Annotated in this window: 18 protein-coding genes; 10 read left to right on the top strand and 8 right to left on the bottom strand. The window is 67.7% G+C overall.

Annotation, left to right across the window (positions count from 1 at the left end; translation table 11 throughout):
* Positions 1 to 14: 14 nt before the first annotated feature.
* Complete coding sequence (locus J2X58_RS16730) at positions 15 to 722, bottom strand: hypothetical protein (RefSeq protein WP_310049627.1); 708 nt, start codon at positions 720 to 722, stop codon at positions 15 to 17.
* A gap of 111 nt (positions 723 to 833) precedes the next feature.
* Between J2X58_RS16730 and J2X58_RS16725 the strand changes: the two genes are divergently transcribed.
* The 4 genes from J2X58_RS16725 (at position 834) to J2X58_RS16710 (ending at position 4,598) form a co-directional block, all read left to right on the top strand.
* Positions 834 to 2,093, top strand: a complete 1,260-nt coding sequence (locus J2X58_RS16725; RefSeq protein WP_310049625.1) for an MFS transporter — start codon at positions 834 to 836, stop codon at positions 2,091 to 2,093.
* A 62-nt stretch (positions 2,094 to 2,155) separates the two neighbouring features.
* Positions 2,156 to 3,460, top strand: a complete 1,305-nt coding sequence (locus J2X58_RS16720) for a thioredoxin family protein (RefSeq protein WP_310049624.1) — start codon at positions 2,156 to 2,158, stop codon at positions 3,458 to 3,460.
* A 44-nt stretch (positions 3,461 to 3,504) separates the two neighbouring features.
* Positions 3,505 to 4,176, top strand: coding sequence for a glutathione S-transferase (locus J2X58_RS16715; RefSeq protein WP_310049622.1), 672 nt, complete (start codon positions 3,505 to 3,507; stop codon positions 4,174 to 4,176).
* Between the two features lie 98 nt (positions 4,177 to 4,274).
* Positions 4,275 to 4,598 carry a hypothetical protein gene (locus J2X58_RS16710; RefSeq protein WP_310049620.1) on the top strand — a complete coding sequence of 108 codons (324 nt, stop codon included), beginning with the start codon at positions 4,275 to 4,277 and terminating at the stop codon, positions 4,596 to 4,598.
* A 67-nt stretch (positions 4,599 to 4,665) separates the two neighbouring features.
* On the opposite strand, the gene J2X58_RS16705 is transcribed toward J2X58_RS16710, so the two are convergent.
* From J2X58_RS16705 to J2X58_RS16695, 3 genes are all read right to left on the bottom strand, one after another.
* The gene (locus J2X58_RS16705) at positions 4,666 to 4,998 is read right to left on the bottom strand and encodes a DUF4377 domain-containing protein (RefSeq protein WP_310049617.1); all 333 of its coding nucleotides are present in this window, start codon (positions 4,996 to 4,998) and stop codon (positions 4,666 to 4,668) included.
* 123 nt (positions 4,999 to 5,121) lie between these two features.
* Positions 5,122 to 7,815: a pyruvate dehydrogenase (acetyl-transferring), homodimeric type gene (gene aceE / locus J2X58_RS16700; RefSeq protein ID WP_090057380.1), complete on the bottom strand. Its 2,694-nt coding sequence runs from the start codon at positions 7,813 to 7,815 to the stop codon at positions 5,122 to 5,124.
* A 263-nt stretch (positions 7,816 to 8,078) separates the two neighbouring features.
* Positions 8,079 to 10,379, bottom strand: a complete 2,301-nt coding sequence (locus J2X58_RS16695) for an NADP-dependent malic enzyme (protein ID WP_310049614.1) — start codon at positions 10,377 to 10,379, stop codon at positions 8,079 to 8,081.
* A 225-nt stretch (positions 10,380 to 10,604) separates the two neighbouring features.
* Between J2X58_RS16695 and J2X58_RS16690 the strand changes: the two genes are divergently transcribed.
* Positions 10,605 to 12,452, top strand: coding sequence for a reprolysin-like metallopeptidase (locus J2X58_RS16690; RefSeq protein ID WP_310049612.1), 1,848 nt, complete (start codon positions 10,605 to 10,607; stop codon positions 12,450 to 12,452).
* Between the two features lie 99 nt (positions 12,453 to 12,551).
* Positions 12,552 to 14,561 (top strand): reprolysin-like metallopeptidase, encoded by a 2,010-nt coding sequence (locus J2X58_RS16685; RefSeq protein ID WP_310049609.1) that lies wholly within the window; start codon positions 12,552 to 12,554, stop codon positions 14,559 to 14,561.
* An 8-nt stretch (positions 14,562 to 14,569) separates the two neighbouring features.
* Here J2X58_RS16685 and J2X58_RS16680 read toward each other — a convergent pair whose 3' ends face one another.
* Positions 14,570 to 15,850 (bottom strand): flavohemoglobin expression-modulating QEGLA motif protein, encoded by a 1,281-nt coding sequence (locus tag J2X58_RS16680; RefSeq protein ID WP_090057391.1) that lies wholly within the window; start codon positions 15,848 to 15,850, stop codon positions 14,570 to 14,572.
* 31 nt (positions 15,851 to 15,881) lie between these two features.
* Positions 15,882 to 16,628 carry an FAD-binding oxidoreductase gene (locus J2X58_RS16675; RefSeq protein ID WP_310049604.1) on the bottom strand — a complete coding sequence of 249 codons (747 nt, stop codon included), beginning with the start codon at positions 16,626 to 16,628 and terminating at the stop codon, positions 15,882 to 15,884.
* A gap of 82 nt (positions 16,629 to 16,710) precedes the next feature.
* On the opposite strand from J2X58_RS16675, the gene J2X58_RS16670 reads away from it, so the two are divergent.
* Genes J2X58_RS16670 through dbpA form a run of 4 tightly spaced genes read left to right on the top strand, consistent with a single transcriptional unit; the run spans position 16,711 to position 20,567 of the window.
* Positions 16,711 to 17,643: an ABC transporter ATP-binding protein gene (locus J2X58_RS16670; RefSeq protein WP_090057396.1), complete on the top strand. Its 933-nt coding sequence runs from the start codon at positions 16,711 to 16,713 to the stop codon at positions 17,641 to 17,643.
* The gene (locus tag J2X58_RS16665) at positions 17,640 to 18,413 is read left to right on the top strand and encodes an ABC transporter permease (RefSeq protein ID WP_310049601.1); all 774 of its coding nucleotides are present in this window, start codon (positions 17,640 to 17,642) and stop codon (positions 18,411 to 18,413) included. The genes J2X58_RS16670 and J2X58_RS16665 overlap by 4 nt, the downstream gene beginning before the upstream one ends.
* A 10-nt stretch (positions 18,414 to 18,423) precedes the next feature.
* A complete protein-coding gene (locus J2X58_RS16660; protein WP_310049598.1) occupies positions 18,424 to 19,143 on the top strand; it encodes a pseudouridine synthase in 720 nt (239 codons plus the stop codon).
* A 47-nt stretch (positions 19,144 to 19,190) separates the two neighbouring features.
* Positions 19,191 to 20,567 (top strand): ATP-dependent RNA helicase DbpA, encoded by a 1,377-nt coding sequence (gene dbpA, locus J2X58_RS16655; RefSeq protein WP_310049596.1) that lies wholly within the window; start codon positions 19,191 to 19,193, stop codon positions 20,565 to 20,567.
* A 19-nt stretch (positions 20,568 to 20,586) separates the two neighbouring features.
* Here the strand turns inward: dbpA and J2X58_RS16650 are convergent, their stop codons facing one another.
* Entirely contained in the window at positions 20,587 to 21,507 is a 921-nt protein-coding gene (locus tag J2X58_RS16650) for a hypothetical protein (protein WP_310049593.1), read from the bottom strand.
* Entirely contained in the window at positions 21,504 to 22,757 is a 1,254-nt protein-coding gene (locus tag J2X58_RS16645; protein ID WP_310049590.1) for a hypothetical protein, read from the bottom strand. Before J2X58_RS16645 ends, J2X58_RS16650 begins: the two co-directional genes overlap by 4 nt.
* Positions 22,758 to 22,889: the final 132 nt, after the last annotated feature.

Below are 22,889 nucleotides of genomic sequence, written 5' to 3'. Positions count from 1 at the left end.
TGCGACGGGGCGGGTCATTTCTTCTTCGGCAGCGCCGTCCACTTGTCCGGATCGAAGCCGCCGGTCTCGAACGTCAGCGTGGTTTCGCCGCGGCTGATGGTGACCACGTCGATGGTCAGGCGTTTCGTCTTCGCCAGATCCTTCAGGAACTGGGCGTCGTTGCGGAACAGCAGCGCCGGTTCGCCGGTCGGCGGCCGGAACGCCTTGATCGTCTTCGCCTTGCCGTCGAACGTCGCCTTCAGCGAGCAGTCGCCCTTGCAGACGAAGCCCTTCCCGCTCGTGGCATAGAGGAACACGCTCTGCCCCCAGGCGGTGTGGCGGCGCAGGATCAGCCGCACCGTCTGGTCGCCGGTGGGCCGGCTCGACTGGATCGTCGCCGTGCTCTGCGTGCCGCCCTGCATGGGCGAGGTCTGGTAGAGCCACAGCGCCGCCAGGCGATTCTTCTCGCTCGTGGCCTTGTAGTTGGCTTCGAGCTCGTCGAGCGTCTTCTTCACCTCGGCCGCCGCCGGCGTGTCCGGATACTTGTCGACGATCTCGTGGCCGAGCTGCACCGCCGGGCCGTCGTTGTGCAGTTTGACGAGCTGCTGGTAGGTCTCGAGCTTCTTCGCAGCTTCCTCGGCCTGGTTGTTCGCGGCGGGCGCCTGCGCGGCCTGCTGGTCCTGCGGCGACGAACAGGCGGTGGCGAGCGCGGCGCTGGCGAGAAGGATGGCGATACGGCGCATGATCTTGCGAACCCCCGGCAGGAAAGGGCCTAGCTTCGCCGATAGGGCCGCGCCGATCAATTTCGCGCGGCGGCCGGGAGTAAAATCGGGGATCGCCTCAAAGGAACGCCCATGCCGCCATCTTCCCCCGGAGCGGTGTCGCTGCTTCGCCATCGCGCCTTCGTGCAGTTCTGGTTCGCGAAGAACGCCTCCAGCTTCGGCTTCCAGATGATGTCGGTCGCGGTCGGTTGGCAGGTCTACGAGATCACCCACCGCGCCCTCGACCTCGGCCTCATCGGCCTCGCGCAGTTCATTCCCTCGGTGCTCCTCGCCCTCCCCGCCGGTCACGTCGCAGACCAGTTCGATCGCCGCCGCATCGTCACGGTCTGCCAGGCCGTCGAATGGATTGCCATCGCCCTGCTCGCCGGCTTCAGCCTGTCGGGGCATCTGAACGAAGCCGGCATCCTGGGGCTGGTCTTCGTCGTGAGCACCGCCAAGGCCTTCGAGTTTCCGGCGCTGCAATCGATGCTTCCCGCGCTCGTGCCGGCGACGGTGCTGCCGCGTGCGATGGCCGCGAACGCCGCGGCCGGCCAGGCCGCGATGATCGCCGGACCGGCCCTCGGCGGCCTGCTCTACGTCGCCGGCGCCGCGACGGTCTACGGCGTGTCCGCCCTGCTCTACCTGGTCGCGCTGGCGCTGATGACACGGCTCGCGTACGACCACCTGCCGCCGCGCCGCGAACCGGCGACGCTGAAAACCCTCTTCGCGGGCGTGCATTTCATCCGCCATCGGCCGGCGGTCTTCGGCGTCATCTCGCTCGACCTCTTCGCGGTGCTGCTGGGCGGCGCCACGGCGCTGCTGCCGATCTTCGCGAAGGACATCCTCCACACGGGCCCCTGGGGGCTCGGCGTGCTCCGGGCGGCGCCCGCCGTGGGCGCCCTCATGATGTCGCTCTGGCTGACACGCCATTCGCTGGAACGCCGGGTCGGCCCGATCATGTTCGCCTCGGTGGCCGGATTCGGCGTGGCCACGCTGGTCTTCGCCCTGTCCACCACCCTGTGGCTCTCGGTGACGGCCCTTTTCGCCCTCGGCGCGTTCGACATGGTCAGCATGGTCATCCGCGGCGCGCTCGTCCAGCTGGAAACCCCGGACGACATGCGCGGCCGCGTCAGCGCGGTCAACGCGATCTTCGTGAACACCTCCAACCAGCTGGGCGAGTTCGAATCCGGCCTGCTGGCCGCCGCCCTGGGCGCGGTCAACGCGACCCTGATCGGCGGCATCGGCACCCTGGTCGTGGTGGGCCTCTGGATGTGGTGGTTTCCCTCGCTGCGCCGCCGGCAAGGCCTGGTATCCGACCCGGAGCCGGTCGAAGGCGCCACCGGTACCATCTGACACGGACGAAAAAACGTGCTATTGGTTGGCCGTCTATACCTCCAAAAGGGGACGGTATCACCATGAAGCGCCTGCTCGTCGCCATTCTCGTTCTCGCCGCCGCGCCCGCGTTCGCGGCGCATACGTCGCCCGCCAGCCTCGACGCCGCGCTCGCCCAGGGCAAGCGCGAGAACAAGCCGGTCCTCGTCGATTTCCAGGCGGTGTGGTGTTACTCGTGCTACTTCATGGCGAGCCACGTGCTCAACGGCAAGGAGTGGGACGACCTCAACAGCAAGGTCGTGTTCTACGAGGCGGATGCCGACAAGCCGGCCGACAAGGCCTGGATGACGAAGTGGAACGTCCACTTCCTGCCCACCTATGTCGCCATCGGCCCCGACGGCGAAGAGCTAGGCCGCATCCTCGCGGAGCGTCCGCGCGACACGTTCTACAAGGAGGTGGCCGGCATCCTGTCCGGCGACGCGCGCCTGTCGAAGCTGAAGGCGGATGCGGCGAAGGGCTCGATGGCGGCGGTCGCCGACGTGCTCGATACCTACCAGCTGCACTATGCCGGCAAGGAGGGCATGGCCTGGTTCGCCACCCTGCCGCCGATGGTGCGGAACGTGTCCGACAAGGACAAGCGCGTGGCGTTGGCGAAGCAACGCCTCCTGCTGCTGCAGGCGAAGGACGCGAAGGACGACAAGGGCATCGTCGATGCCGCGACGAAGGTGCTGGCCGGCGACATCGGCTGCGAGCGTCCCTACGTGCTCGACGACCTCGTCGGCGCCAGCAAGTCGCAGCCCGAAGCCGATCGCAAGACACTGCTCGCGCCGCAGAAGGCACCGTACGAATCGTTCCTGTCCACCCAGGTCTTCACCGCCGCACCCGCGTGCGCCGATCAGCGGAGCGCGGTACTCACCGCCGCGGATCTCGACGCGGCCCTCGGCGATACCACCGGGGAGCAGGCGGTCCTGCGCAAGGCCATCGATCTCAGCCGCGAGAAGCTGCACGGCGATCTCCGCAGCGACCGCAACCTCGCCGACAACCTTCGCGTCTACCTCGTCCGCGCGAAGGCCGGCGATGAACTCGACACGCTGGAGAAGCAGCTGATCGCCGCCTGGCCCGACGACTACGTCTACAACTATCGCTACGGCAGGCGCCTGGTCGAAAGCGGCAAGGCCGCGGAAGCCCTTCCCTATCTCGATGCGGCCGCGAAGAAAGCCTACGGTGCGAACCGCATCGTCGTCGCGACCTTCCAGGTGAAGGCGCTGCGTGCCACGAATCGGGACGCGGAGGCGAAGAAGGTGGTCGCCGCCACCACGGCGGCCGAAGGCAAGGCGTTTCCGGATCAGGTGAAGAAACTGCAGGCATCGTTGACGTCGGCCGGCTGACCGCACCTGTTACGCTGCCGGCTCCCTCACGAGAGAGCCGGCACATGATCGTCGTCCACCACCTCAACAACTCGCGATCGCAGCGCGTGCTCTGGCTGCTGGAAGAACTCGGCCTCCCCTACGAGATCGTCCGCTACGAGCGCGACCCGAAGACGATGCTTGCGCCGAAGGCGCTGCGCGACGTCCATCCGCTCGGCAAGTCGCCGGTTCTCGTGGACGGGGACGTGACGGTGGCCGAATCCGGCGCGATCGTGGAATACCTGGTCGACCGCTACGGCGAAGGGCGGCTCAGGCCCGCGCCCGGGACGCCGGAAGCGCTTCGCTACCGCTATTTTCTTCATTACGCGGAAGGCTCGGCGATGCCCCAGCTCCTGCTGAAGCTCGTCTTCAGCCGCATGGAGACCGCGCCGGTGCCGTTCTTCGCGAAGCCGATCGCGCGCATGCTCGCGCGCGGGGCGCAGAAGACCTTCGTCGACCCGCAGCTGAAGCTGCACCTGGATTATCTGGAATCGCAGCTCGCCGACACGGACTATTTCGCGGGAGACACCCTGACCGCGGCGGACATCCAGATGAGCTTCCCGCTGGAGGCCGCCGCGAGCCGCGCCGGGCTGGACGCCTCGCGACCGCGCCTGAAGGCGTTCCTCGCGCGGATCCATGCGCGTCCCGCCTATCGCGCGGCGCTGGAGCGCGGCGGCGAGTACGCGCTCGCACGCTGAATGCCTGTTCAATCCGGCTTTCCACGTTTACATCGTGCTCACGGCAGCGAACGCAAAGTCGGGACCCGTCCGTAACGAGCTTCACAGGGAGCCTTCCGATGAGCAGAAATCGCGAATTCGCACGTCAGGTGGAAAGCGCCGTCAACGGCGTTTCCGGCCGCGTCCGTCATTACGCCGACGAGGCCACGGGTGTCGGCAGCGACCTGCTGGACCGCAGCCGGCGCGTCACGAACAAGCTTGCCAGCCGCGGCAACGGCAAGCGTGTCCGTTACCTCGCCGAGGACTTCGCCGACGAGGCGACGTACCAGTACCGCAAGCTGCGCAAGCAGGTGCGCCGCAATCCGGGTGTGACCATCGGCATCGCCGCCGCGGCGATCGGGACGTTCCTGCTGATCCGCCACGCGCTGCGCGACGACGATTGATGCCTGCTGCAGGGCAGGGCGAAGCCGGGAGCGATCCCGGCTTTTTTTTGACCTCGCGAAACGCGCGTCAGGGGACGGGGTGCTGCTCGACCACCTTGTCGACGTGCCATGTCACGCGGGACGCGTCCGCGGGCGCGTCGCTGGCGTGCACCTCGGTGATCTTCAGCAGGTACTCGTTGCCCTGCTTCCATTCGAACCCTTCGACCGGCGCGTAATTGAGCTGCCAGGGCTGCGTCGGCTCCTCGCGGTACTGCAGGCATTCCGTCTTCATCACACCGTTCGTGCACGGCGCCTTGGTCGATGCGATGTAGAGCAGCCGCGAGCGCGAGCCATGCTCGACGGGACCGGTGGCACAGGCGGTGATGGCGAGAGCGGCGATGGCCGGAAGTGCGATGCGCATGACGGAGCGACCCTTGAATCGTTGTGGCACAGGTAATAGCAGCCGCAGTATGGACGAGGCGTGATGCGAAAACGACGAAGGCCGGATCGCTCCGGCCTTCGTCGCGTCCGCATTCGATGGCGGTCAGACCGTCATCGGGTTCGGCTTGTCCATGTCGAGCTTGTATTCCTTGATGGCGCGGCTGACGTCCTTGGCGTTGACCTTGCCTTCCTTCGCGAGGGCGGCGAGCGCGGCCTGGGCGATCCAGTAGCGGTCGACCTCGAAGTGGGAACGCAGGTTGGCGCGGGTATCGCTACGACCGTAGCCGTCCGTGCCGAGCACCGTGTAGCGCATGCCGTCCGGCATGAACGCACGGATCTGGTCGGCGAACTCGCGGACGTAATCGGTGGCGGCGATCGCCGGACCCTGGCGATCGGCCAGCAGGCCGGTGACGTACGGCACGCGCTGCGGGCTTTCCGGATGCAGACGGTTCCAGCGCTCGGCGTCGAAGCCTTCGCGACGCACTTCCGAGAAGCTCGGCACCGACCAGATGTCGGACGTGACGCCGAAGTCCTTCTCGAGCAGCTCCGCCGCGGCGATGACTTCGCGCAGGATGGTGCCAGAGCCCATCAGCTGCACGCGCGGCTCGTTCTTCTTCGCCTTGCCGCCGTCCTTGAACAGGTACATGCCCTTGACGATGCCTTCCTCGCTGCCCTTCGGCAGGTCGGGGTGGGCATAGTTCTCGTTCATGACGGTGATGTAGTAGTAGACGTCTTCCTGCTCCTGCATCATGCGGCGCGTGCCGTCCTGCAGGATCACCGCCAGCTCGTACGAGAACGTGGGGTCGTACGACACGACGTTCGGGATCGCGCCGGAGAGCAGGTGCGAATGGCCGTCCTCGTGCTGCAGGCCTTCGCCGTTGAGCGTGGTGCGGCCCGAGGTGCCACCGATGAGGAAGCCGCGCGCGCGCATGTCGCCCGCCGCCCAGCACAGATCGCCGATGCGCTGGAAGCCGAACATCGAGTAGTAGATGAAGAACGGCAGCATCGGCGTGTTGCTGACGCTGTAGCTCGTCGCCGCCGCGAGCCAGGCGCTCATGCCGCCGGCTTCGCTGATGCCTTCCTGCAGCACCTGGCCCTTCTGGTCCTCGCGGTAGTACAGCAGCTGGTCGGCATCCTGCGGACGGTACTTCTGGCCGAACGGCGCGTAGATGCCGATCTGGCGGAACATGCCCTCCATGCCGAACGTGCGCGCTTCGTCGGCGACGATCGGCACGATGCGCGGACCGAGCTCCTTGTCGCGGAGCATGAGGTTCATGCCGCGAACGAGCGCCATCGTGGTCGAGATCTCGCGATCGCCGGAGCCCTTGGTGATCTGCTCGAAGGCGTCGAGCGACGGCGCCTTGAACGACTGGTCGGCCTTACGGCGACGCTGCGGCAGCGAACCGCCGAGCGCGCGACGGCGCTCGAGCATGTACTGCACTTCCTCCGAGTCCTTGCCCGGATGGTAGAACGGCACGTCCGCGAGCTTGTCGTCGGGCACGGGGATGTTGAAGCGGTCGCGGAACGCGCGGATCGCCTCGTCGTCCATCTTCTTGGTGTTGTGCGCCGGGTTCTGCGACTCGCCGGCCGCGCCCATGCCGTAACCCTTCACCGTCTTGGCGAGGATCACGGTCGGCATGCCCGTGGTGTTCACGGCCGCGTGGTACGCCGCGTACACCTTGTGCGGATCGTGGCCGCCGCGGTTGAGGCGCCAGATGTCGTCGTCGGACATGTTGGCGACGAGCGCGGCGGTCTCCGGGTACTTGCCGAAGAACTTCTCGCGCGTGTACGCGCCGCCGAAGGCCTTGCACGCCTGGTACTCGCCGTCGACCGTTTCCATCATCAGTTGGCGCAGCTTGCCCGAGGTATCGCGCGCCAGGAGAGGATCCCAGTAGCTGCCCCAGACGACCTTGATCGCGTTCCAGCCCGCGCCGCGGAAGACGCCTTCCAGCTCCTGGATGATCTTGCCGTTGCCGCGAACCGGGCCGTCGAGGCGCTGGAGGTTGCAGTTGATGACGAAGATCAGGTTGTCGAGGCCCTCGCGGCCCGCGAGCGCGATCGCGCCCAGCGATTCCGGCTCGTCCGACTCGCCGTCGCCCATGAAGCACCAGATCTTGCGATCGGTCTTCGGCATCAGGCCACGGTGCTCGAGGTACTTCCAGAACTGCGCCTGGTAGATCGCCTGGATGGGACCGAGGCCCATCGAGACGGTCGGCGCCTGCCAGTAGTCCGGCATCAGGTACGGGTGCGGATACGACGACAGGCCACGACCCTTGCCGGCCACTTCCATGCGGAAGAGGTCCAGCTGGTCTTCGCTCAGGCGGCCTTCCAGGAACGAGCGCGCGTACACGCCCGGGGCCGAGTGGCCCTGGTGGAACACGAGGTCGCCCGGATGGTCGGCGCTCGGCGCGCGCCAGAAGTGGTTGAAGCCGACGTCGTACAGCGTCGCCGACGAGGCGAAGCTGGAGATATGGCCGCCGAGGTCGCCCGGCTTGCGATTGGCGCGCACGACCGTCGCCAGCGCGTTCCAGCGGATCAGGGAGCGGATGCGCCATTCGATCGCGGCGTCGCCCGGGCTGCGCGCTTCCATGTGCGGCGGGATGGTGTTGACGTACTCGGTGGTCGGATCGAACGGCAGGTAGCCGCCGGCGCGACGCGTGGAGTCGACCATGCGCTCCAGCAGGAAGTGCGCACGCTCGGTGCCGTCGTGGTTGATGACGGCGTTGAGCGACTCGACCCATTCACGGGTTTCGGTGGGGTCGAGGTCCTGATTCAGGGAATCGTCGATCTGGTCCATGGATGCTCCGCTCGCGCGTGACGCGCGCTCATGGGGACTGAAGGAGGCCGCTGGGGTGGCGGGAAAACCTTTCCATGATAGCGCAACGTTTCCGGATACGCGGCCGTATGGCGGTTTGGATCGATGCAAATGGCGACCGGGGAGCGCTGGCCGGCTGCGCCGGATCGCCGATGCGATCGGCTCCCACCCCTCCGGTAGCAGCCTTCCTACCGAAGGGGTGGGAGCCGATCGTATCGGCGAAAGGCCCCCGGGATGTCACCAAATCAATCGGTTACGACGGTCCGCGGCTTGCCTGCGCGGATCTGGGCCTCGACGCACGCCACCGAGGTCATGTTGACCACGCGACGGACCGTGGCCTGCGGCGTCAGGATGTGCGCCGGCTTGGCCACGCCCATGAGGATCGGGCCGATCACGACGCCGTCGCAGAGGACGCGGACCATGTTGTAGGCCGTGTTGGCGGCATCGAGGTTCGGGAAGACGAACACGTTGGCCTTACCCTCCAGCCGCGAGTTCGGGAAGATCCGCTCGCGGAGTTCGGGGGTGAGCGCCACGTCGGCCTGCATCTCGCCCTCGACTTCCAGCTTGGGCACGCGCTCGCGGATCAGCTTGAGCGCCTCGCGCATCTTGCGCGAATTGCGCGTCTCGCGGCTGCCGAAGTTGGAGTTCGAGAGCAGCGCGATCTTGGGCTGGATGCCGAACAGCTTCAGGCGGATGGAGGCCTGGAGCGTCGCCTCGGCGATCTGCGCGGCCGTCGGGTCCTCCTGCACGTACGTGTCGAGGAAGAAGAACGTGCCCTTCTCGGTGGCGACGGCCGCCATGGCCGAGGCCTCGGCGAGGCCCTCGTCCAGGCCGATGATGTCGCAGATGTAATCGAGCTTGCTCTGGTACGTGCCCACGAGGCCGCAGATCATCGCGTCGGCCTCGCCGCGCTCGACCATCAGCGCCGCGATCACCGTGGGACGCGAGCGGACCACGGCCTTGGCCGACGCGGGCGTGACGCCGCGACGCTCCATGATCGAGTGGTAGAGGCGCCAGTAGTCCTCGAAGCGCGGATCCGAGTGGATGTTGCACATCTCGAAGTCGACGCCGGGCTTCATGCGCAGGCCCGCCCGCGCGATGCGCTTCTCGATGACGTCGGGACGACCGACGAGGATCGGACGCGCCAGGCCTTCGTCGACGACGGTCTGCACGGCGCGCAGCACGGTCTCTTCCTCGCCCTCGGCGTAGACGACGCGCTTCGGATCGGCCTTCGCGCGATCGAACACCGGCTTCATCAGCAGCCCGGTGCGGAAGACGAAGCTCGTCAGCTTCTCGATGTACGCCGGGAAGTCCTCGATCGGACGCTCGGCCACGCCCGAGTCCATCGCGGCGCGCGCGATGGCCGGCGGCAGCTGGATCAGGAGGCGCGGATCGAACGGCTGCGGGATCAGGTAGTCCGGACCGAAGCTCGGCGGCTTGCCGCCATACGCGCGGGCGCTGACGTCCGACGACTCGCGACGCGCCAGCTCGGCGATGGCCTGCACGCAGGCCACCTTCATCGCTTCGTTGATGACGGACGCGCCGACGTCGAGCGCGCCGCGGAAGAGGTACGGGAAGCACAGCGCGTTGTTGACCTGGTTCGGGTAATCCGAACGGCCCGTCGCCATGATGCAGTCCGGGCGCACCGCCTTCGCGTCTTCCGGCAGGATCTCCGGATTGGGGTTCGCGAGCGCGAAGATGATCGGGCGCTCCGCCATCGTGGCGACCATTTCCGGCTTGAGGATGCCGCCGGCGGAAAGGCCGAGGAAGATGTCCGCGCCCTCGACGATCTCGGCGAGCGTCCGCTTGTCGGTGTCGCGCGCGTAACGCTGCTTGTCGGGGTCCAGATCGGTGCGGCCGCTGTGGAGCACGCCGTCGCGATCGAACGCGAGGATGTTCTCCTTCTTCATGCCGAGCGTCACCAGCATGTCGACGCAGGAGATGCCCGCCGCGCCCATGCCGGTGGTCGCCAGCTTCACGTCCTCGATCTTCTTGCCGGTGACGAGCAGCGCGTTGATGACGGCGGCGCCGACGATGATCGCGGTACCGTGCTGATCGTCGTGGAACACGGGGATCTTCATGCGCTCGCGCAGCTTGCGCTCGACGATGAAGCACTCGGGTGCCTTGATGTCCTCGAGATTGATCCCGCCGAACGTGGGCTCGAGGCTGGCGATGATGTCGACCAGCTTGTCGGGATCGTTCTCGTTGATCTCGATGTCGAACACGTCGATGCCGGCGAACTTCTGGAACAGGACGCCCTTGCCTTCCATCACCGGCTTGCTCGCCAGCGCGCCGATGTTGCCCAGTCCGAGCACCGCGGTGCCGTTGGAAATCACGGCGACGAGGTTGGACCGCGCGGTCAGGTCGGCCGCTTCGCGCGGATCGGCCACGATCGCGTCGCACGCCGCGGCGACGCCGGGCGAGTACGCGAGCGACAGGTCGCGCTGGGTGAGCAGCGACGTGGTCGGCGTGACCTTGATCTTTCCCGGACGGGGAAGGCGGTGGTATTCGAGAGCGGCTTGCCTCAGTTCCTCGGAGATGGCCATGGGATCCTGTGGGACGTGATAACGGAAGGAAGAGCGCTGGCGGGCCGTCGGGCTCCGCGCAAGCGGCCATGGTAGCACCGCCCCACGCGGGCTCCGCCCTCGACGTTGTGATGCATTGCGACAAGCAGTGATATCGAAAACGACCTTTCGAAAGGACGCGTGCCGGCATTGCGCGGCCGTGCGGCTGCGTACGCTCGCCGGCTCCTCTCGCAAGCACGAGCCGTCATGCGCCGTTTCGCCCTGCTCCTCACCCTCTTCGCCGTCATCGCGTCACCCGCCGCCGTGGCGACCGACGCCTCGCCCGACGCCCTGCGCGACGCCCTGCTCGCGCCGCCCATCGGCGCACCCGATTCGGGCGTGGCGGCCGAGCTGCCTGTCGGCGACGGCGCCTCGTCCACCTTCGAAATGCGCGATTCGCGCACCGTGCCGCCCGGCCTCGCGCGACGCTTCCCGGGACTGCGGAGTTTCCGGGGCGTGGATCCGCTCGGCCGCACGGCCCGGCTCGATCTGGCGAACGACGATCTCCGGCTCGCGGTCCGCGACGGCGCGAACGAATGGGTGGCGCGTGCCACGAAGGGGGGCGGATGGACGGCGCCGGCGTCGCCGAACACGGCCGACGCGAAGGTGGTGCCGCCAGTCCTCGGCGCCGGCGAGGCGGGTTCGCGCAAGGAACACGCGTCCGGGGCCAACGCCCGTGCCCAAGGCGGCGTGCGTTACGACTTCCGCCTCGCGGTCGCCACGGACAGCGGGTACGCGACGAAGGCCGGAGGTACCGTCGCGCAGACGCTCGGCGAGGTGGTCCACCTCGTCAACCGGGCGAACGAGGTGTTCGAAACGGACATGGGCGTCCACTTCACGCTCGTGGAAGACAGCGACCGGTTGATCCCGATACGGGCACGCCAGGATCCGTTCCTGCGTGGCGATCCCGTCCCCACGGCGGTCGAATGGATCGACGGCATCGTCGGTGGGGCGAACTACGACATCGGTCATGCGCTGCTGGACATGTCGGGCGGACAAAGCGAGGTCGGCACCTCGTGCACCGACGCCCGCGACGCCGACTTCATGGCGACCCACAAGGCGGCCGCATGGAGCGGAACGAAGGAACTGGCGACGTCGCCGCAGGGCCTCGACTTCTTCATCCACGTCCTCGGGCGCCAGCTCGGCGCGTGGCCGACGGCCGCGGGGTGCCAGCGCGACGCGCTAGGCGATCACGCGGTCGAACCTGGCAGCGGTAGCACGGCGATGGGATACGCGTCGGCGACCTGCGCGCCCGCCGCGACGCTGCAGGCGCGCGCGGATCGCTACTTCCATGCCGTGAGCATCGGCCAGATGCACGACTGGCTTTCGTCGCGCGGCGGCCGCTGTGCGACGAAGCGGCTGAACGGTGCGACCGCGCCGTGGATCGACCCACGCCAGCTCGACGAATGGATCGTCGTGCCCGCGCGCACGCCCTTCGCGCTCGAGGCGCTCGCCACACCCGGCGAGCGCGGCCGCCGGTTGACGTACGCGTGGGAACAGATGGGCGCGTATGGCGGCGCAGGTACGGACACCGACGGCATCCTGTTCCGCTCGTGGCCGCCCACCACGTCCGGCCGGCGCACGTTTCCGCGCATGGCGGACGCGTTGCGCGGTCAGGACGGCGGAACGGGCGAGCGCCTGCCCACGGCGACGCGCACGCTGGATTTCACGCTGACCGTCCGCGACAACGCGGGCGAGTCGTCGACGCTCGCCCAGGCGAACGCGCGCGTGCACGTCGTCGATACCGGCCAGGCTTTCGCCGTCGACGTTCCCGCTACGGCGACGGCTGGCGAACCGATGCCGCTGCGCTGGAACGTCGCCGGCACCGATGCCGACCCGATCGCCTGCCACTTCGTCGACGTCGACCTGTCGCTCGATGGCGGTGACGACTGGACCACGATCGCCGTGGACGAACCGAACGACGGCGACGCGGCGCCGGTGTTGCCGGACCACATCGCCAGCGATCGTGCGCGCGTGCGGGTCCGGTGCGACAGACGTCCGTTCTTCGCAGTGACGACGTCGGACTTTTCCGTCGTGAAGCGCGCGGCGCGCTGACATTGACTGCGGGTGACGCCGACATCACGACCGCCGCCCCGTCTGGCCTCATGGGCACCTTTCCGGCTCCCGCCGGTTCTCACCAGGAAGGTCCACTCCATGCGCCTGAAAACAACGCTCTCCTTAGCCATCGCGGCATGCCTCGGCACCGCCTCCATGAGCGCCACCGCCGCCTCGCTGTGGCGTGACGGCCCGACGGTCTCGACGACCGCGGCCCGGGCCGCGGATACCGACATGCCGTCGCGCTACCGCAGCGTGATCCTCGACCGGGCCGGGCTGGCGGCGACGCGCTCCGCTCGCGGCGCGGCTCCCGCGCGCCTCGAACTGCCGCTGCCCGATGGCGGGCAGACCGTGTTCGAGCTGGAGGACGCGAACGTCCTTCCGGCCTCCCTCGCGGCGAAATACCCGAACCTGCGAAGCCTCAAGGGCAAGGACGCGGCGGGCCGCCAGGTCCGCCTCGACATCGCACGCGATGGCGTGCACGCCATCGTCCGCGACGAAGCCGGCGACTGGATGCTTCGCCCCGAATCCGCGGGCGGTAGCCGCGCGAAGGGCGCCGATCGCCACATCGTCTTCCGTCGCGCCGATGCGCCCATGTCGGCCTGGACCGAAAGCGCGGGCATCGGCAGCGCGGCCACGATCGCCCCAGGCGCCGCACCGTTCCGCCGTGGCGCCGCTCCGGAGGGTACACCCGTGCTGCGCACGTTCCGCCTGGCCATGACCGCCACATCAAGCTACACCGCGAAGATGGGCGGCACGATCGAGGACGGGCTCGCCGGCATCGTTCGCACGGTCAACCGCGTCAACGCGATCTTCGAGAACGATCTCGGCGTGCACTTCGTCCTCGCGGAGAACAACGACCGTCTCGTTTTCCCGAACAAGGCACTCGACCCGTTCGAGCTCGCAGCGCCGGGCGCCGGCCTGTCCGACTTCGACGCCGCCACCATGAACGTCCTCGTCACCCGGGAAAAGCTCGGGGAAGACGCGTTCGACGTGGGCCACCTGCTCGATGGCCGGCGGGATGCCGGCGTGGCCGGCCAGATCGGGAACACCTGCATGCCGTGGTCGGGTGACGAGGCACGCCTGCACCAGGCGAAGGCGGCCGGCATGACGGGCAGCGCGCATCCGTTCGGCGACGCGTTCCACGTCGACTTCGTCGCGCACGAACTCGGCCATCAGTTCGGCGCACACCACACGTTCAACGGCTGCACCGGCGATCACGAGGACACCGACTCCAACGTGGAGCCGGGCAGCGGTTCCACGATCATGGGATACGCGGGCATCTGTCCCCGGAACAACCTGCAGGCCCATAGCGACCCCTACTTCCACGCCGCCAGCATCGAGCAGATCGGTACGTGGCTCGACGGCATCGGTGGCGAATGCGCCGCCACGCGACCCAATACGGCGCCGGTGCCCGTCATCGATACCACGGGGTGGAACAAGCCGGTCCTGGTGCCCGCACAGACTCCTTTCCGCCTGCAGGCGGTGGCATCGTTCGCCGATCCGCGCGCGAACATCACCTATACCTTCGAGCAGATGGACAAGGGGCCCTTGCAGCCCGCGGACGAGGATCTGGTGGACCTGAGGCGCGGTGCCCTGTTCCGCTCGCGACCGCCGCAGGCCCGCGGCGAGCAGACCTTCCCTGCCATGGACGTTCTGCTCGGCAACGAGCCGGAGGGTCTCGGCGACGCCCTGCCGCAGTACGACCGCAACCTGCGTTTCCGCCTGACGGCACGCGACAACCGCGACCACCGGTCGCACGTCGTGAGCGCCGACCGCACGGTACGCGTGGTCGACACGGGCGAGGCGTTCGCGATCGAGGCTCCGGCCGCGGGCACCGTGCTGAGGCGCGGCAAGGCCCGACAGGTGCGCTGGAATGTGGCCGGCACCGCCGTCGCTCCCATCGGTTGCCCCAAGGTCGACATCGATCTCTCGGTCGATGGTGGCAAGACGTTCCTCGCCACGCCACTCGCGGTCGCCGTGGCCAACAAGGGCCGCGCCACCGTCACCCTCCCCGCGGAGATGACGCCGACTCGGAACGCACGCCTGCGTGTCGAATGCGCCGACGGTCGCTTCTTCGCGCTGTCGCCGGAGATCGAAATCCGCTGAGCGAACGGTCAGAGGCCGAGGGAAATTTCCTCGGCCTCCACGCCCGCCATGTGGATGTGATTGACGAACAGGGAAAACGCGAGCTTGCCGGCCAGTCCATGCACGTGTTGCATCCATGGCGGCAGGTACCGCGGTTCGGCGATGTCGCCGGCGACGAAGTGCGATTCGAGGCTCAGCACATCGTGCAACGCGAGCTTGCCGGCGAACAGGTTGCGCAGGAGATCGAGCCGACGCTGGCGGAGCGCCCAGCGGAAAAACGTGTGCACGGCGAGCAGGCCGCTCAGGTAGACGTTGTCCTTGGCGAAGGCCGACCCGCCGGTCAGCGGCACGCCACGGAACACGCGCTGCGCGGAGTGGAAGCTGTCGGGGACGTTCTGGCCGCATTCGCGGAAGTAACGGAACACCTCCACGAAATCGGCGCCGTTGAGCGCCATGTCGATCGCGAGGATGCGCAGGCTGATGCGTTTCAGGCGCGAGATGTCGATGGCGCCCGACATCAGTTCGGCGAACACCGCCAGGCCCTCCTGTGTCGCCGTGACGCGCGGCGACGTGCGTGCCAGCGATGCGAGCACCGGCTGTTCCCTGCCGTTGAGCGCCGTGAGCGAATGCACGAACGCTTCGTGCGCCAGCAGCTGGTGACGGTCGTACTCCGTGAAGCGCACGCCACCGCGCAGGCGGATGCGCGTCGCGCCGGCCGCGGCCTTCGCGGTGAGCTCGGGATCGACCTCGACGGCGATCGTGCCGGGCGCGAAGAACGCGTCCAGCCGCTCGGTCATGTCGCGGCGCAGTTCCTCGGCCGGAATCGTGCCGGTCGCGTCCTCCGTTTCGAGATCGGCGCCGAGCTCGTCCGCCAGGTCGACAAAGTAACGGGCCGCGTCCAGATTGCTGCGATTGCTGCCGGGGATGGCGTCGCCAGGCTTCCCGTAGAGCGCCACCGAGGCCTGCGTCACGCCATCGGTGCCTGCCGCGTCCAGCATCCCAGTCGCGACGCGCCAGGATTCCGCCGTCCGCCGGAGGTATTCGGCGATCGGGTGATCTTCGTCGGCCTCGGCCTCGATCGCCTCGAGCTCAGCGCGCGTGTCGCCGAGGTCGGGCGGCCTGTAACGGATGTCGGGCAGCGAGAGCCGGCCGGCCCCAAATTCGGCGATCAGCCGCTCTTCGACCGACGCGGGCCACGAAATCGTGGGCAGGATGCGGATGGTGCGGACCGCCGCGAGCAGGCGCTGGTCGAGCGCCGCGTAACGCTGCATCTCGGGCGAAAGGTGGAACGGGGCGGCCTGGGCGTGCATGGTCGGGAAGTATAGGCCGATGGCCCCGGGATCACCGCGACGAGATGTACTTCTCGCGACGGATGTGCTGCACGGCGAGCCCGTGCTCCTTCAGTGCCGAAAACGCGGCATCCACCATGTTCGGGTTTCCGCACAGGTAGGCGATGTCACCTTCGGCGCTCGGCTCGAGCTCGGCCAGCATGTCCTGCACGTAGCCCAGGCGATCGTGTGGGCGCGGATTCGGGCGCGCGCCCCGCGAGAGGCAGGCGTGGAAATCGAATCCCTCGTGTTCGCGCGCGAACGCCTCGAATTCCTCGCCATAGAGCAGTTCGCCCTCGTTGCGCGCGCCGTAGAGCAGCACGAAACGGCAGCCGCGGCTGGCGATCAGCGCCTCGATCTGCGGCAGCATGGCGCGATACGGCGTCACGCCCGTGCCGGTGGCGATCAGGATGTAGCGCCGGTTCGTGTCGCCGTCCATGAGACAGAAGCGGCCGTAGGGGCCGCTCGCGTCGATCGTGCCTCCGTGCTCCAGCTCCCCGAGCAGCTTCGTCGCGGCCCCGCCCTCGACGTAGCTCACGGCGATCTCGATGCGGTCCACCGGGCTCTTGCCGTCGCCCACCGTGCCCACGGAATAGCTCCGCTTGGTGGCCTTGCCGTCGTCGTAGTGGAAGTGGACCTGGAGGAACTGGCCGGGCACGAAGGCCAGCGGCTGGCCGTCCACCCGCTCGAAGGACAGGTGCCGCACCGTCGGCGCCAGCATGAAGCTGTCGGCGAGGCGGAGCTGGAATTGTTCGGCCATGGAAAGTCTCTGTTGACGCCGGGGAACGGGGCGGCCCGGCAAAGCCCGGTATAATAGGCGGCTTGTCATCCCGGCGCAGCCCATGACCACTCCCGCTTTGCACGTCAACGATTTACGCAAGACCTACGGCAACGGGGTCGAGGCCCTCAAGGGCATCTCCCTGACCGTCCAGCCCGGCGATTTCTTCGCCCTGCTGGGCCCCAACGGCGCCGGAAAGTCGACCCTGATCGGCATCCTCTCGTCCCTCGTGAACGCCTCGTCGGGCGACGCCGAGGTGTTCGGCGTATCGATCCACCGGAACCGCAGCGAGGCCATGCGGCTGATCGGCCTGGTACCCCAGGAGATCAACTTCAACCAGTTCGAGAAGCCTTTCGACATCTGCGTGAACCAGGCCGGCTTCTATGGCATCGGCCGGGCCGAGGCGTCGGAGCGCGCCGAGAAGTACCTGAAGGAGCTGCGCCTGTGGGACAAGGCGCACCACCAGGCGCGCATGCTCTCGGGTGGCATGAAGCGCCGGCTGATGATCGCGCGCGCCATGATGAACGAGCCGAAGCTGCTGATCCTCGACGAGCCCACGGCGGGCGTCGACATCGAGATCCGCCGTTCCATGTGGCAGTTCGTCAGCGGCATCAACGAGGCCGGGACCACGGTGATCCTCACCACACACTACCTCGAGGAAGCGGAGCAGCTCTGCCGCAACATCGCGATCATCGACCAGGGCCGCATCGTCCAGAACACGTCGATGAAGAGTCTGCTCGCCACCCTCGACGTCGAGACGTTCGTGCTCGACGTCTCCGGCGTGCCCGCCGACATGCCCAGCCTGCCCGGCGTCGTGCTCCGCGCGCTGGACGACCATACGATCGAAGCCGAAATGTCCCGATCGCACGACCTCAACTCCCTCTTCGCGGCCCTCTCGGCGCATGGCGTCACCGTGACGTCGATGCGCAACAAGGCCAACCGCCTGGAGGAACTCTTCGTGCGGCTGGTCGAGCACGGCCGGGAGAATGCGGCATGAGCGCCTCCACCAACCTCGTCGCGCTGGGCACCATCGTCCGCCGCGAGATCGTGCGCATCCTGCGCATCTGGACGCAGACGCTGATTCCGCCGGCGATCACGATGACGCTCTACTTCGTCATCTTCGGCAAGCTGATCGGCAGCCGCATCGGCACGATGCACGGCTTCACGTACATGCAGTACATCGTGCCGGGCCTCGTCATGATGAGCATCATCACGAACAGCTACGGGAACATCTCCAGCTCCTTCTTCGGTGCCAAGTTCGGCCGTTTCGTGGAGGAAATGCTGGTGTCGCCGATGCCGAACTGGGTGATCCTCCTCGGCTACGTCACGGGCGCGGTGACGCGCGGCGTGATCGTCGGCGCGCTGGTGCTGGTGATCGCCCTGTTCTTCACCGACCTGCACGTCGCGCACCCGGTCACCACGTTCCTTTCGGTGATGCTCGGCGCCACGGTGTTCTCGCTCGCCGGCTTCGTCAACGCCGTGTTCGCGAAGAAGTTCGACGACATCGCGCTGGTGCCGACCTTCGTGCTCACCCCGCTGACGTACCTCGGCGGCGTCTTCTATTCGGTGGACCTCCTCGGCGAGCCGTGGCGCAGCATCTCGCTGGTGAACCCCATCCTGTACATGGTCAACGCGTTCCGTTTCGGCGTGCTCGGCGTCAGCGACGTGCCGATCGCCACCGCGTTCGTCGTGATGCTCGTGTTCGTCGTCGGACTTTCCGCGGTCGCCCTGCGCCTGCTCAAGCGCGGCGTCGGCCTCCGCTCGTAACGGAACCGCGATGCGCGTCAACAAGTACATCAGCGAAGCCGGCCTCTGCTCCCGCCGCGAGGCCGACGAGCTCCTCGTCGCCGGGCGCGTCACGATCAACGACGAGGTCGTCGGCATGGGCGCCAAGGCGCTGGACGGCGACGTCGTCAAGGTCGACGGCGAGGTCGTCGTAGCGCGCACGCTCGTCGCCAGCCCGGCGAAGAGCCGAGGCGTGTACATCGCGCTGAACAAGCCCGTGGGCATCACCTGCACCACCGACACCACGGTCAGCGGCAACATCGTGGATTTCGTCGACCATGCCCAGCGCATCTTTCCGATCGGCCGCCTGGACAAGGATTCCGAGGGCCTGATCCTGCTGACCAGCAACGGGGACATCGTCAACGAGATCCTCCGTGCCGAGAACAACCACGAGAAGGAATACCTCGTCGCGGTGAACAAGGCGGTGACGGACGACTTCCTCACCGGGATGGCGCGCGGCGTGCGTATCCACGGACAGATGACGAAGCCGTGCAAGGTGCGGCGCATCGCCAAGTTCGGTTTCTCCATCGTGCTCACGCAGGGCCTGAACCGGCAGATCCGCCTGATGGCCGCCGCGTTCGGCTACCGCGTCACGCAACTGCGCCGCGTGCGGATCATCAACGTGAAGCTGGGTCATCTGAAGGTGGGCCAGTGGCGCAACCTCACCGAGGCCGAGCTGAAGGGCCTGTTGCCCGACCGGACGCGCTGGTAGCCGGGCGTGATCGCACGCCATCTTTCGCGGCATGCGATCATGGGCGAATGAACGATTTCCAGACCCTCGGCCTCGATCCGGCCCTTCTCTCCACCGTCGAGTCCCTCGGGTACGGCGGCATGACGGCCATCCAGCGTGAAAGCCTGCCGGCCATCCTGCAGGGCCGCGACGTCATCGCGCAGGCCCGTACGGGCAGCGGCAAGACGGCGGCGTTCGGCCTCGGCCTGCTCCAGCGCATCGACGTTTCGCAGATCCGCCTGCAGGCGCTCGTGCTCTGTCCCACGCGCGAGCTCGCCGATCAAGTCAGCAAGGCCATACGCCGGCTCGCGGTCAACATCCCCAACGTCAAGCTCCTCACCCTCTGCGGCGGCATGCCGCTCGGTCCGCAGCTGGCGTCGCTGGAACACGATCCGCACATCGTGGTCGGCACGCCCGGCCGCGTGCAGGAGCACCTCAAGCGCGGCAGCCTGCACGGCGGCGGCATCAAGGTGCTGGTGCTCGACGAAGCCGACCGGATGCTCGACATGGGCTTCGAGGAAGCGATCGACGACATCGTCGGCCGCATCGCGAAGCACCACCAGACGCTCCTGTTTTCCGCGACCTATCCGGATGCGATTCGCGCGGTGAGCGGGCGGGTGCAAAAGGATCCGCTGGAGGTGACCGTCGAGGAAGGCCACGACGCGACCACGATCGAACAGCGCGTGGTCGAGGTCGAACCGCCGGTGAAGGTCGACGTGCTCGCCCGTATCCTCACGCAGGAGAAGCCGGAGGCCGTACTGGTCTTCTGCAACATGCGCAAGGACACCGAAGCCGTCGCGGCGGAACTGGACCGCCGCGGCTTTTCTGCCCTGGCCCTGCATGGCGACCTCGACCAGCGCGATCGCGACGAGGTGCTCGTTCGCTTCGCGAACCACAGTTGCGGGGTGCTCGTGGCGACCGACGTCGCGGCGCGAGGCCTCGACATCGCCGGCCTGCCGCTCGTCGTGAGCTTCGACGTGGCGCACGATCCGGATACGCACACGCACCGCGTCGGCCGTACGGGCCGCGCGGGTGCGAGCGGGCTGGCGATCGTGCTCGCCGGCTCGCGCGAACTGAACAAGCTGCGGGCGATCGAGGAACGCATCGGCGCGCCGCTGCCGCGACATCCGGCGAAACCGGCGAACGAGGCACGCAAGGTGCTGAACCTCGCCCCGATGAAGACCCTCGTCATCGATGGCGGACGCAAGGACAAGATGCGGCCCGGCGACATCCTCGGCGCGCTCACCGGCGATGCCGGTCTCGACGGCAAGGACATCGGCAAGATCGACGTCTACGCCACGCGCGCCTATGTCGCGATCCGGCGGGACCTCGCGAACAAGGCCCTCGAGCGCCTGCGCGCCGGAAAGATCAAGGGCCGCAGCTTTCGCGTGCGGCCCCTGGGCTGAGCGGACGTCCGCGGCGGAGCTAGCGGTTCGTGCACATCGACGTGGAGGCTTCGTCGGTGGACTCGACCTCGGAACTCATCCTCACGACGTTGACCGGCGGAGCGAAGTGCGTGGTCAGTTCGTCGGCGAGGACGTTCCGCAGGTTGCGGATGACCGCGAGTGCCGGCGTCATCGTTTGCGGCGAATGCGGACTGCCTTCGACGTAGTTGATGTGCACGTCCGCCCGGGCTTCCACCGAGAACTGCTGGAAGGCGGCATGGCAGGAGGGGCATGGCTGCTGGCTGACGAACCCGAGGAGGCGTCCGCCCGCCGGGATCAAACCGCTGGATATGTCGCGCATGATCGCCTGCAAGACCTTGATCTCGGCGTCGTTGGCGCGATTCGGCGTGCCGGGCGTGACCGGTTGCGGCGTCACGTCCGACCAGGTGGGCGCACCGACGGAACCGAAGCTGACGACGTTGTCCTCGTTGAAATAGTTCCTCGTCGGCATCGGCGGCACCTCGAGGTGTCGCGCGCCGCGATAGGCCGTATTGATGAGCTCGGAAAAGGGGCGGCCCGATACACCCAGATAGATGCGCGCGTGTTCCACACCCTCCACGGTATAGGTGTACTGGAAATGCGAGAAGGTGGCGCGGCGGATCTGCTGCTGGAAGCGCAGCAATTCGGCCGCGTCGGCGGCGCGTCCGCCGTGGCCCGCGAAGGCTTCCTGCAACCATCGCCGCATGCCGAAAGCATAGCGGCGCATGGGCACGGCGAGCCATGTCTGCATGAAGTACTCGTCGTCGTTCGCGACCGCCAGCATGGTGACCCTGCCGTCCCCGCCTGCTTCCGCGTGGCGCGGCAGGCCCCCGACAACGAGCGTGGCGAGCATCGCCGCGCCCAGCATGCGGCGCCGGAAAAGGGACCTCCGGCGCCAGGAGGGAATGGTGGACGGCGTCATGGCGTCCTCCCGCACTGTTTCATGGAGACGTGCCGCAGCACCATGTCGCCCTGTCGCATGGACATCTGGCCGACCGATACCAACCGGTTGGCTGCCTTGGCCTCCGCCATGTCCAGACTGACGATGCCGTCCAGCTGGCCGTCGAGTGGAATGCCGAGGTGCCCCAGGCTGCTGGATTGCAGGGGTGAGGCAAGGTTCTGAAGCGGGGTCGACAGGCTCTCGCCGGAGATGTCGCCGACAGCCAGCACTTCATCGATGATCGCCTGCCCGTACCACCGGTGGATCGCGCGGTCGGTCGCGTCGGCAAGGCACAGCGGGCGAGGATCCGCGCCGCCCATGCCGGCCTTCGCGGGATCGTGCCTGCCGTTCGGCAGGCAGGCGTCGGTGCCGCCCGGCATGCCCTCCCGATACGCGGCCGCGATTCGCGCCAGTCGCAGGTTGGCAGGCAGCGCCGGGAACCCGTATCGATTGGTGCCGCTCGTCGCGCGCCAGGTCGAGAGCTCGCCGTCGAGGAGCTGGATCAGATAGTGCATGTCGGACCGGTGCGGCTGGCCATGACGCGCGGGATCGAGGAAGCGTCCGATGACGTCGCTGCGCAGACCTCGCTCGTACCAGGCGTCCCGCGGCGTGCCGAGCAGCCTCTCTCGCAGCACCTGCAGGGCCATCGCGTAATTGGCCTGCATCGCCGGCCGGCCGATATCGAGTATGCCGCGCATGCACGCTTTGTAGATATCCGCATCGACACCCGCCTTCAGGATGTGGGGAACGCCCCACGCACCGTCGCGCAGGTCGTCCGGCACAGGCGCTTCACGCATCGCGGTGGCCTTGGTGTAACCGAGGTCGCGGACTTTCCAGTCATGCAACTGCCGCTGCGTCATGGCTTCGCGGCCTTCCGCGACGAGGTACATGGCCTCCCGCGTCGGTTCGTCGACCGGTGAGAGCGAGACGTTCTCCCTGAGTTCGGCATAAGGCGTCTCGTCGCCGCCGAACACCCATCGCGAGTAGGAGGCATCGGTCGACTCGTTGATGTAGGCATGCGTCTGCCCCGCCGCCGCGTACTCCCGCAGGAGGGCGAGCACCGCGTCCTTTCGCCAGAACACTTCGGACGGCACAGGCTCGGTCGAGTATCCGAACCCCTGATCGAGCGTCGCGGCGGCGACGGTCGTGCCCGGCAATGCGAGCGCGACGGCAAGTGCGTACCGGATGCGCGGCGAAACGCGAGGCCTCCCTCGTCGGGGCGCGCTGGCCATAACCCTTACTCCTGAGATCATGATCGTCCTTGTCAGACCGCGTGGATCGCGGCCCGGCCATTCTTGGCTCCGTAGCCCGCGAAACGTAGCGTCGTCGTCGGTCGCGAGCCGTCGGGCTCCGCCCGACCGTCG

Origin of the sequence: Luteibacter sp. 3190 (assembly GCF_031456385.1) — a bacterium.
Classification (GTDB): Bacteria; Pseudomonadota; Gammaproteobacteria; order Xanthomonadales; family Rhodanobacteraceae; genus Luteibacter.
The sequence above is the reverse complement of the archived record's forward strand: the minus strand, read 5'-3'. Positions and strand labels throughout refer to the sequence as shown.

Excerpts from the sequence above, each read along its gene's own strand:
- J2X58_RS16685 (WP_310049609.1), top strand. The coding sequence starts at position 12,552 with ATGCGCCTGAAAACAACGCTCTCCTTAGCCATCGCGGCATGCCTCGGC.
- J2X58_RS16705 (WP_310049617.1), bottom strand. The coding sequence starts at position 4,998 with ATGCGCATCGCACTTCCGGCCATCGCCGCTCTCGCCATCACCGCCTGT.
- J2X58_RS16710 (WP_310049620.1), top strand. The coding sequence starts at position 4,275 with ATGAGCAGAAATCGCGAATTCGCACGTCAGGTGGAAAGCGCCGTCAAC.
- dbpA (WP_310049596.1), top strand. The coding sequence starts at position 19,191 with ATGAACGATTTCCAGACCCTCGGCCTCGATCCGGCCCTTCTCTCCACC.
- J2X58_RS16645 (WP_310049590.1), bottom strand. The coding sequence starts at position 22,757 with ATGGCCAGCGCGCCCCGACGAGGGAGGCCTCGCGTTTCGCCGCGCATC.
- J2X58_RS16660 (WP_310049598.1), top strand. The coding sequence starts at position 18,424 with ATGCGCGTCAACAAGTACATCAGCGAAGCCGGCCTCTGCTCCCGCCGC.
- J2X58_RS16695 (WP_310049614.1), bottom strand. The coding sequence starts at position 10,379 with ATGGCCATCTCCGAGGAACTGAGGCAAGCCGCTCTCGAATACCACCGC.
- J2X58_RS16715 (WP_310049622.1), top strand. The coding sequence starts at position 3,505 with ATGATCGTCGTCCACCACCTCAACAACTCGCGATCGCAGCGCGTGCTC.
- J2X58_RS16730 (WP_310049627.1), bottom strand. The coding sequence starts at position 722 with ATGCGCCGTATCGCCATCCTTCTCGCCAGCGCCGCGCTCGCCACCGCC.
- J2X58_RS16690 (WP_310049612.1), top strand. The coding sequence starts at position 10,605 with ATGCGCCGTTTCGCCCTGCTCCTCACCCTCTTCGCCGTCATCGCGTCA.
- aceE (WP_090057380.1), bottom strand. The coding sequence starts at position 7,815 with ATGGACCAGATCGACGATTCCCTGAATCAGGACCTCGACCCCACCGAA.
- J2X58_RS16665 (WP_310049601.1), top strand. The coding sequence starts at position 17,640 with ATGAGCGCCTCCACCAACCTCGTCGCGCTGGGCACCATCGTCCGCCGC.
- J2X58_RS16680 (WP_090057391.1), bottom strand. The coding sequence starts at position 15,850 with ATGCACGCCCAGGCCGCCCCGTTCCACCTTTCGCCCGAGATGCAGCGT.
- J2X58_RS16650 (WP_310049593.1), bottom strand. The coding sequence starts at position 21,507 with ATGACGCCGTCCACCATTCCCTCCTGGCGCCGGAGGTCCCTTTTCCGG.
- J2X58_RS16725 (WP_310049625.1), top strand. The coding sequence starts at position 834 with ATGCCGCCATCTTCCCCCGGAGCGGTGTCGCTGCTTCGCCATCGCGCC.
- J2X58_RS16720 (WP_310049624.1), top strand. The coding sequence starts at position 2,156 with ATGAAGCGCCTGCTCGTCGCCATTCTCGTTCTCGCCGCCGCGCCCGCG.
- J2X58_RS16670 (WP_090057396.1), top strand. The coding sequence starts at position 16,711 with ATGACCACTCCCGCTTTGCACGTCAACGATTTACGCAAGACCTACGGC.
- J2X58_RS16675 (WP_310049604.1), bottom strand. The coding sequence starts at position 16,628 with ATGGCCGAACAATTCCAGCTCCGCCTCGCCGACAGCTTCATGCTGGCG.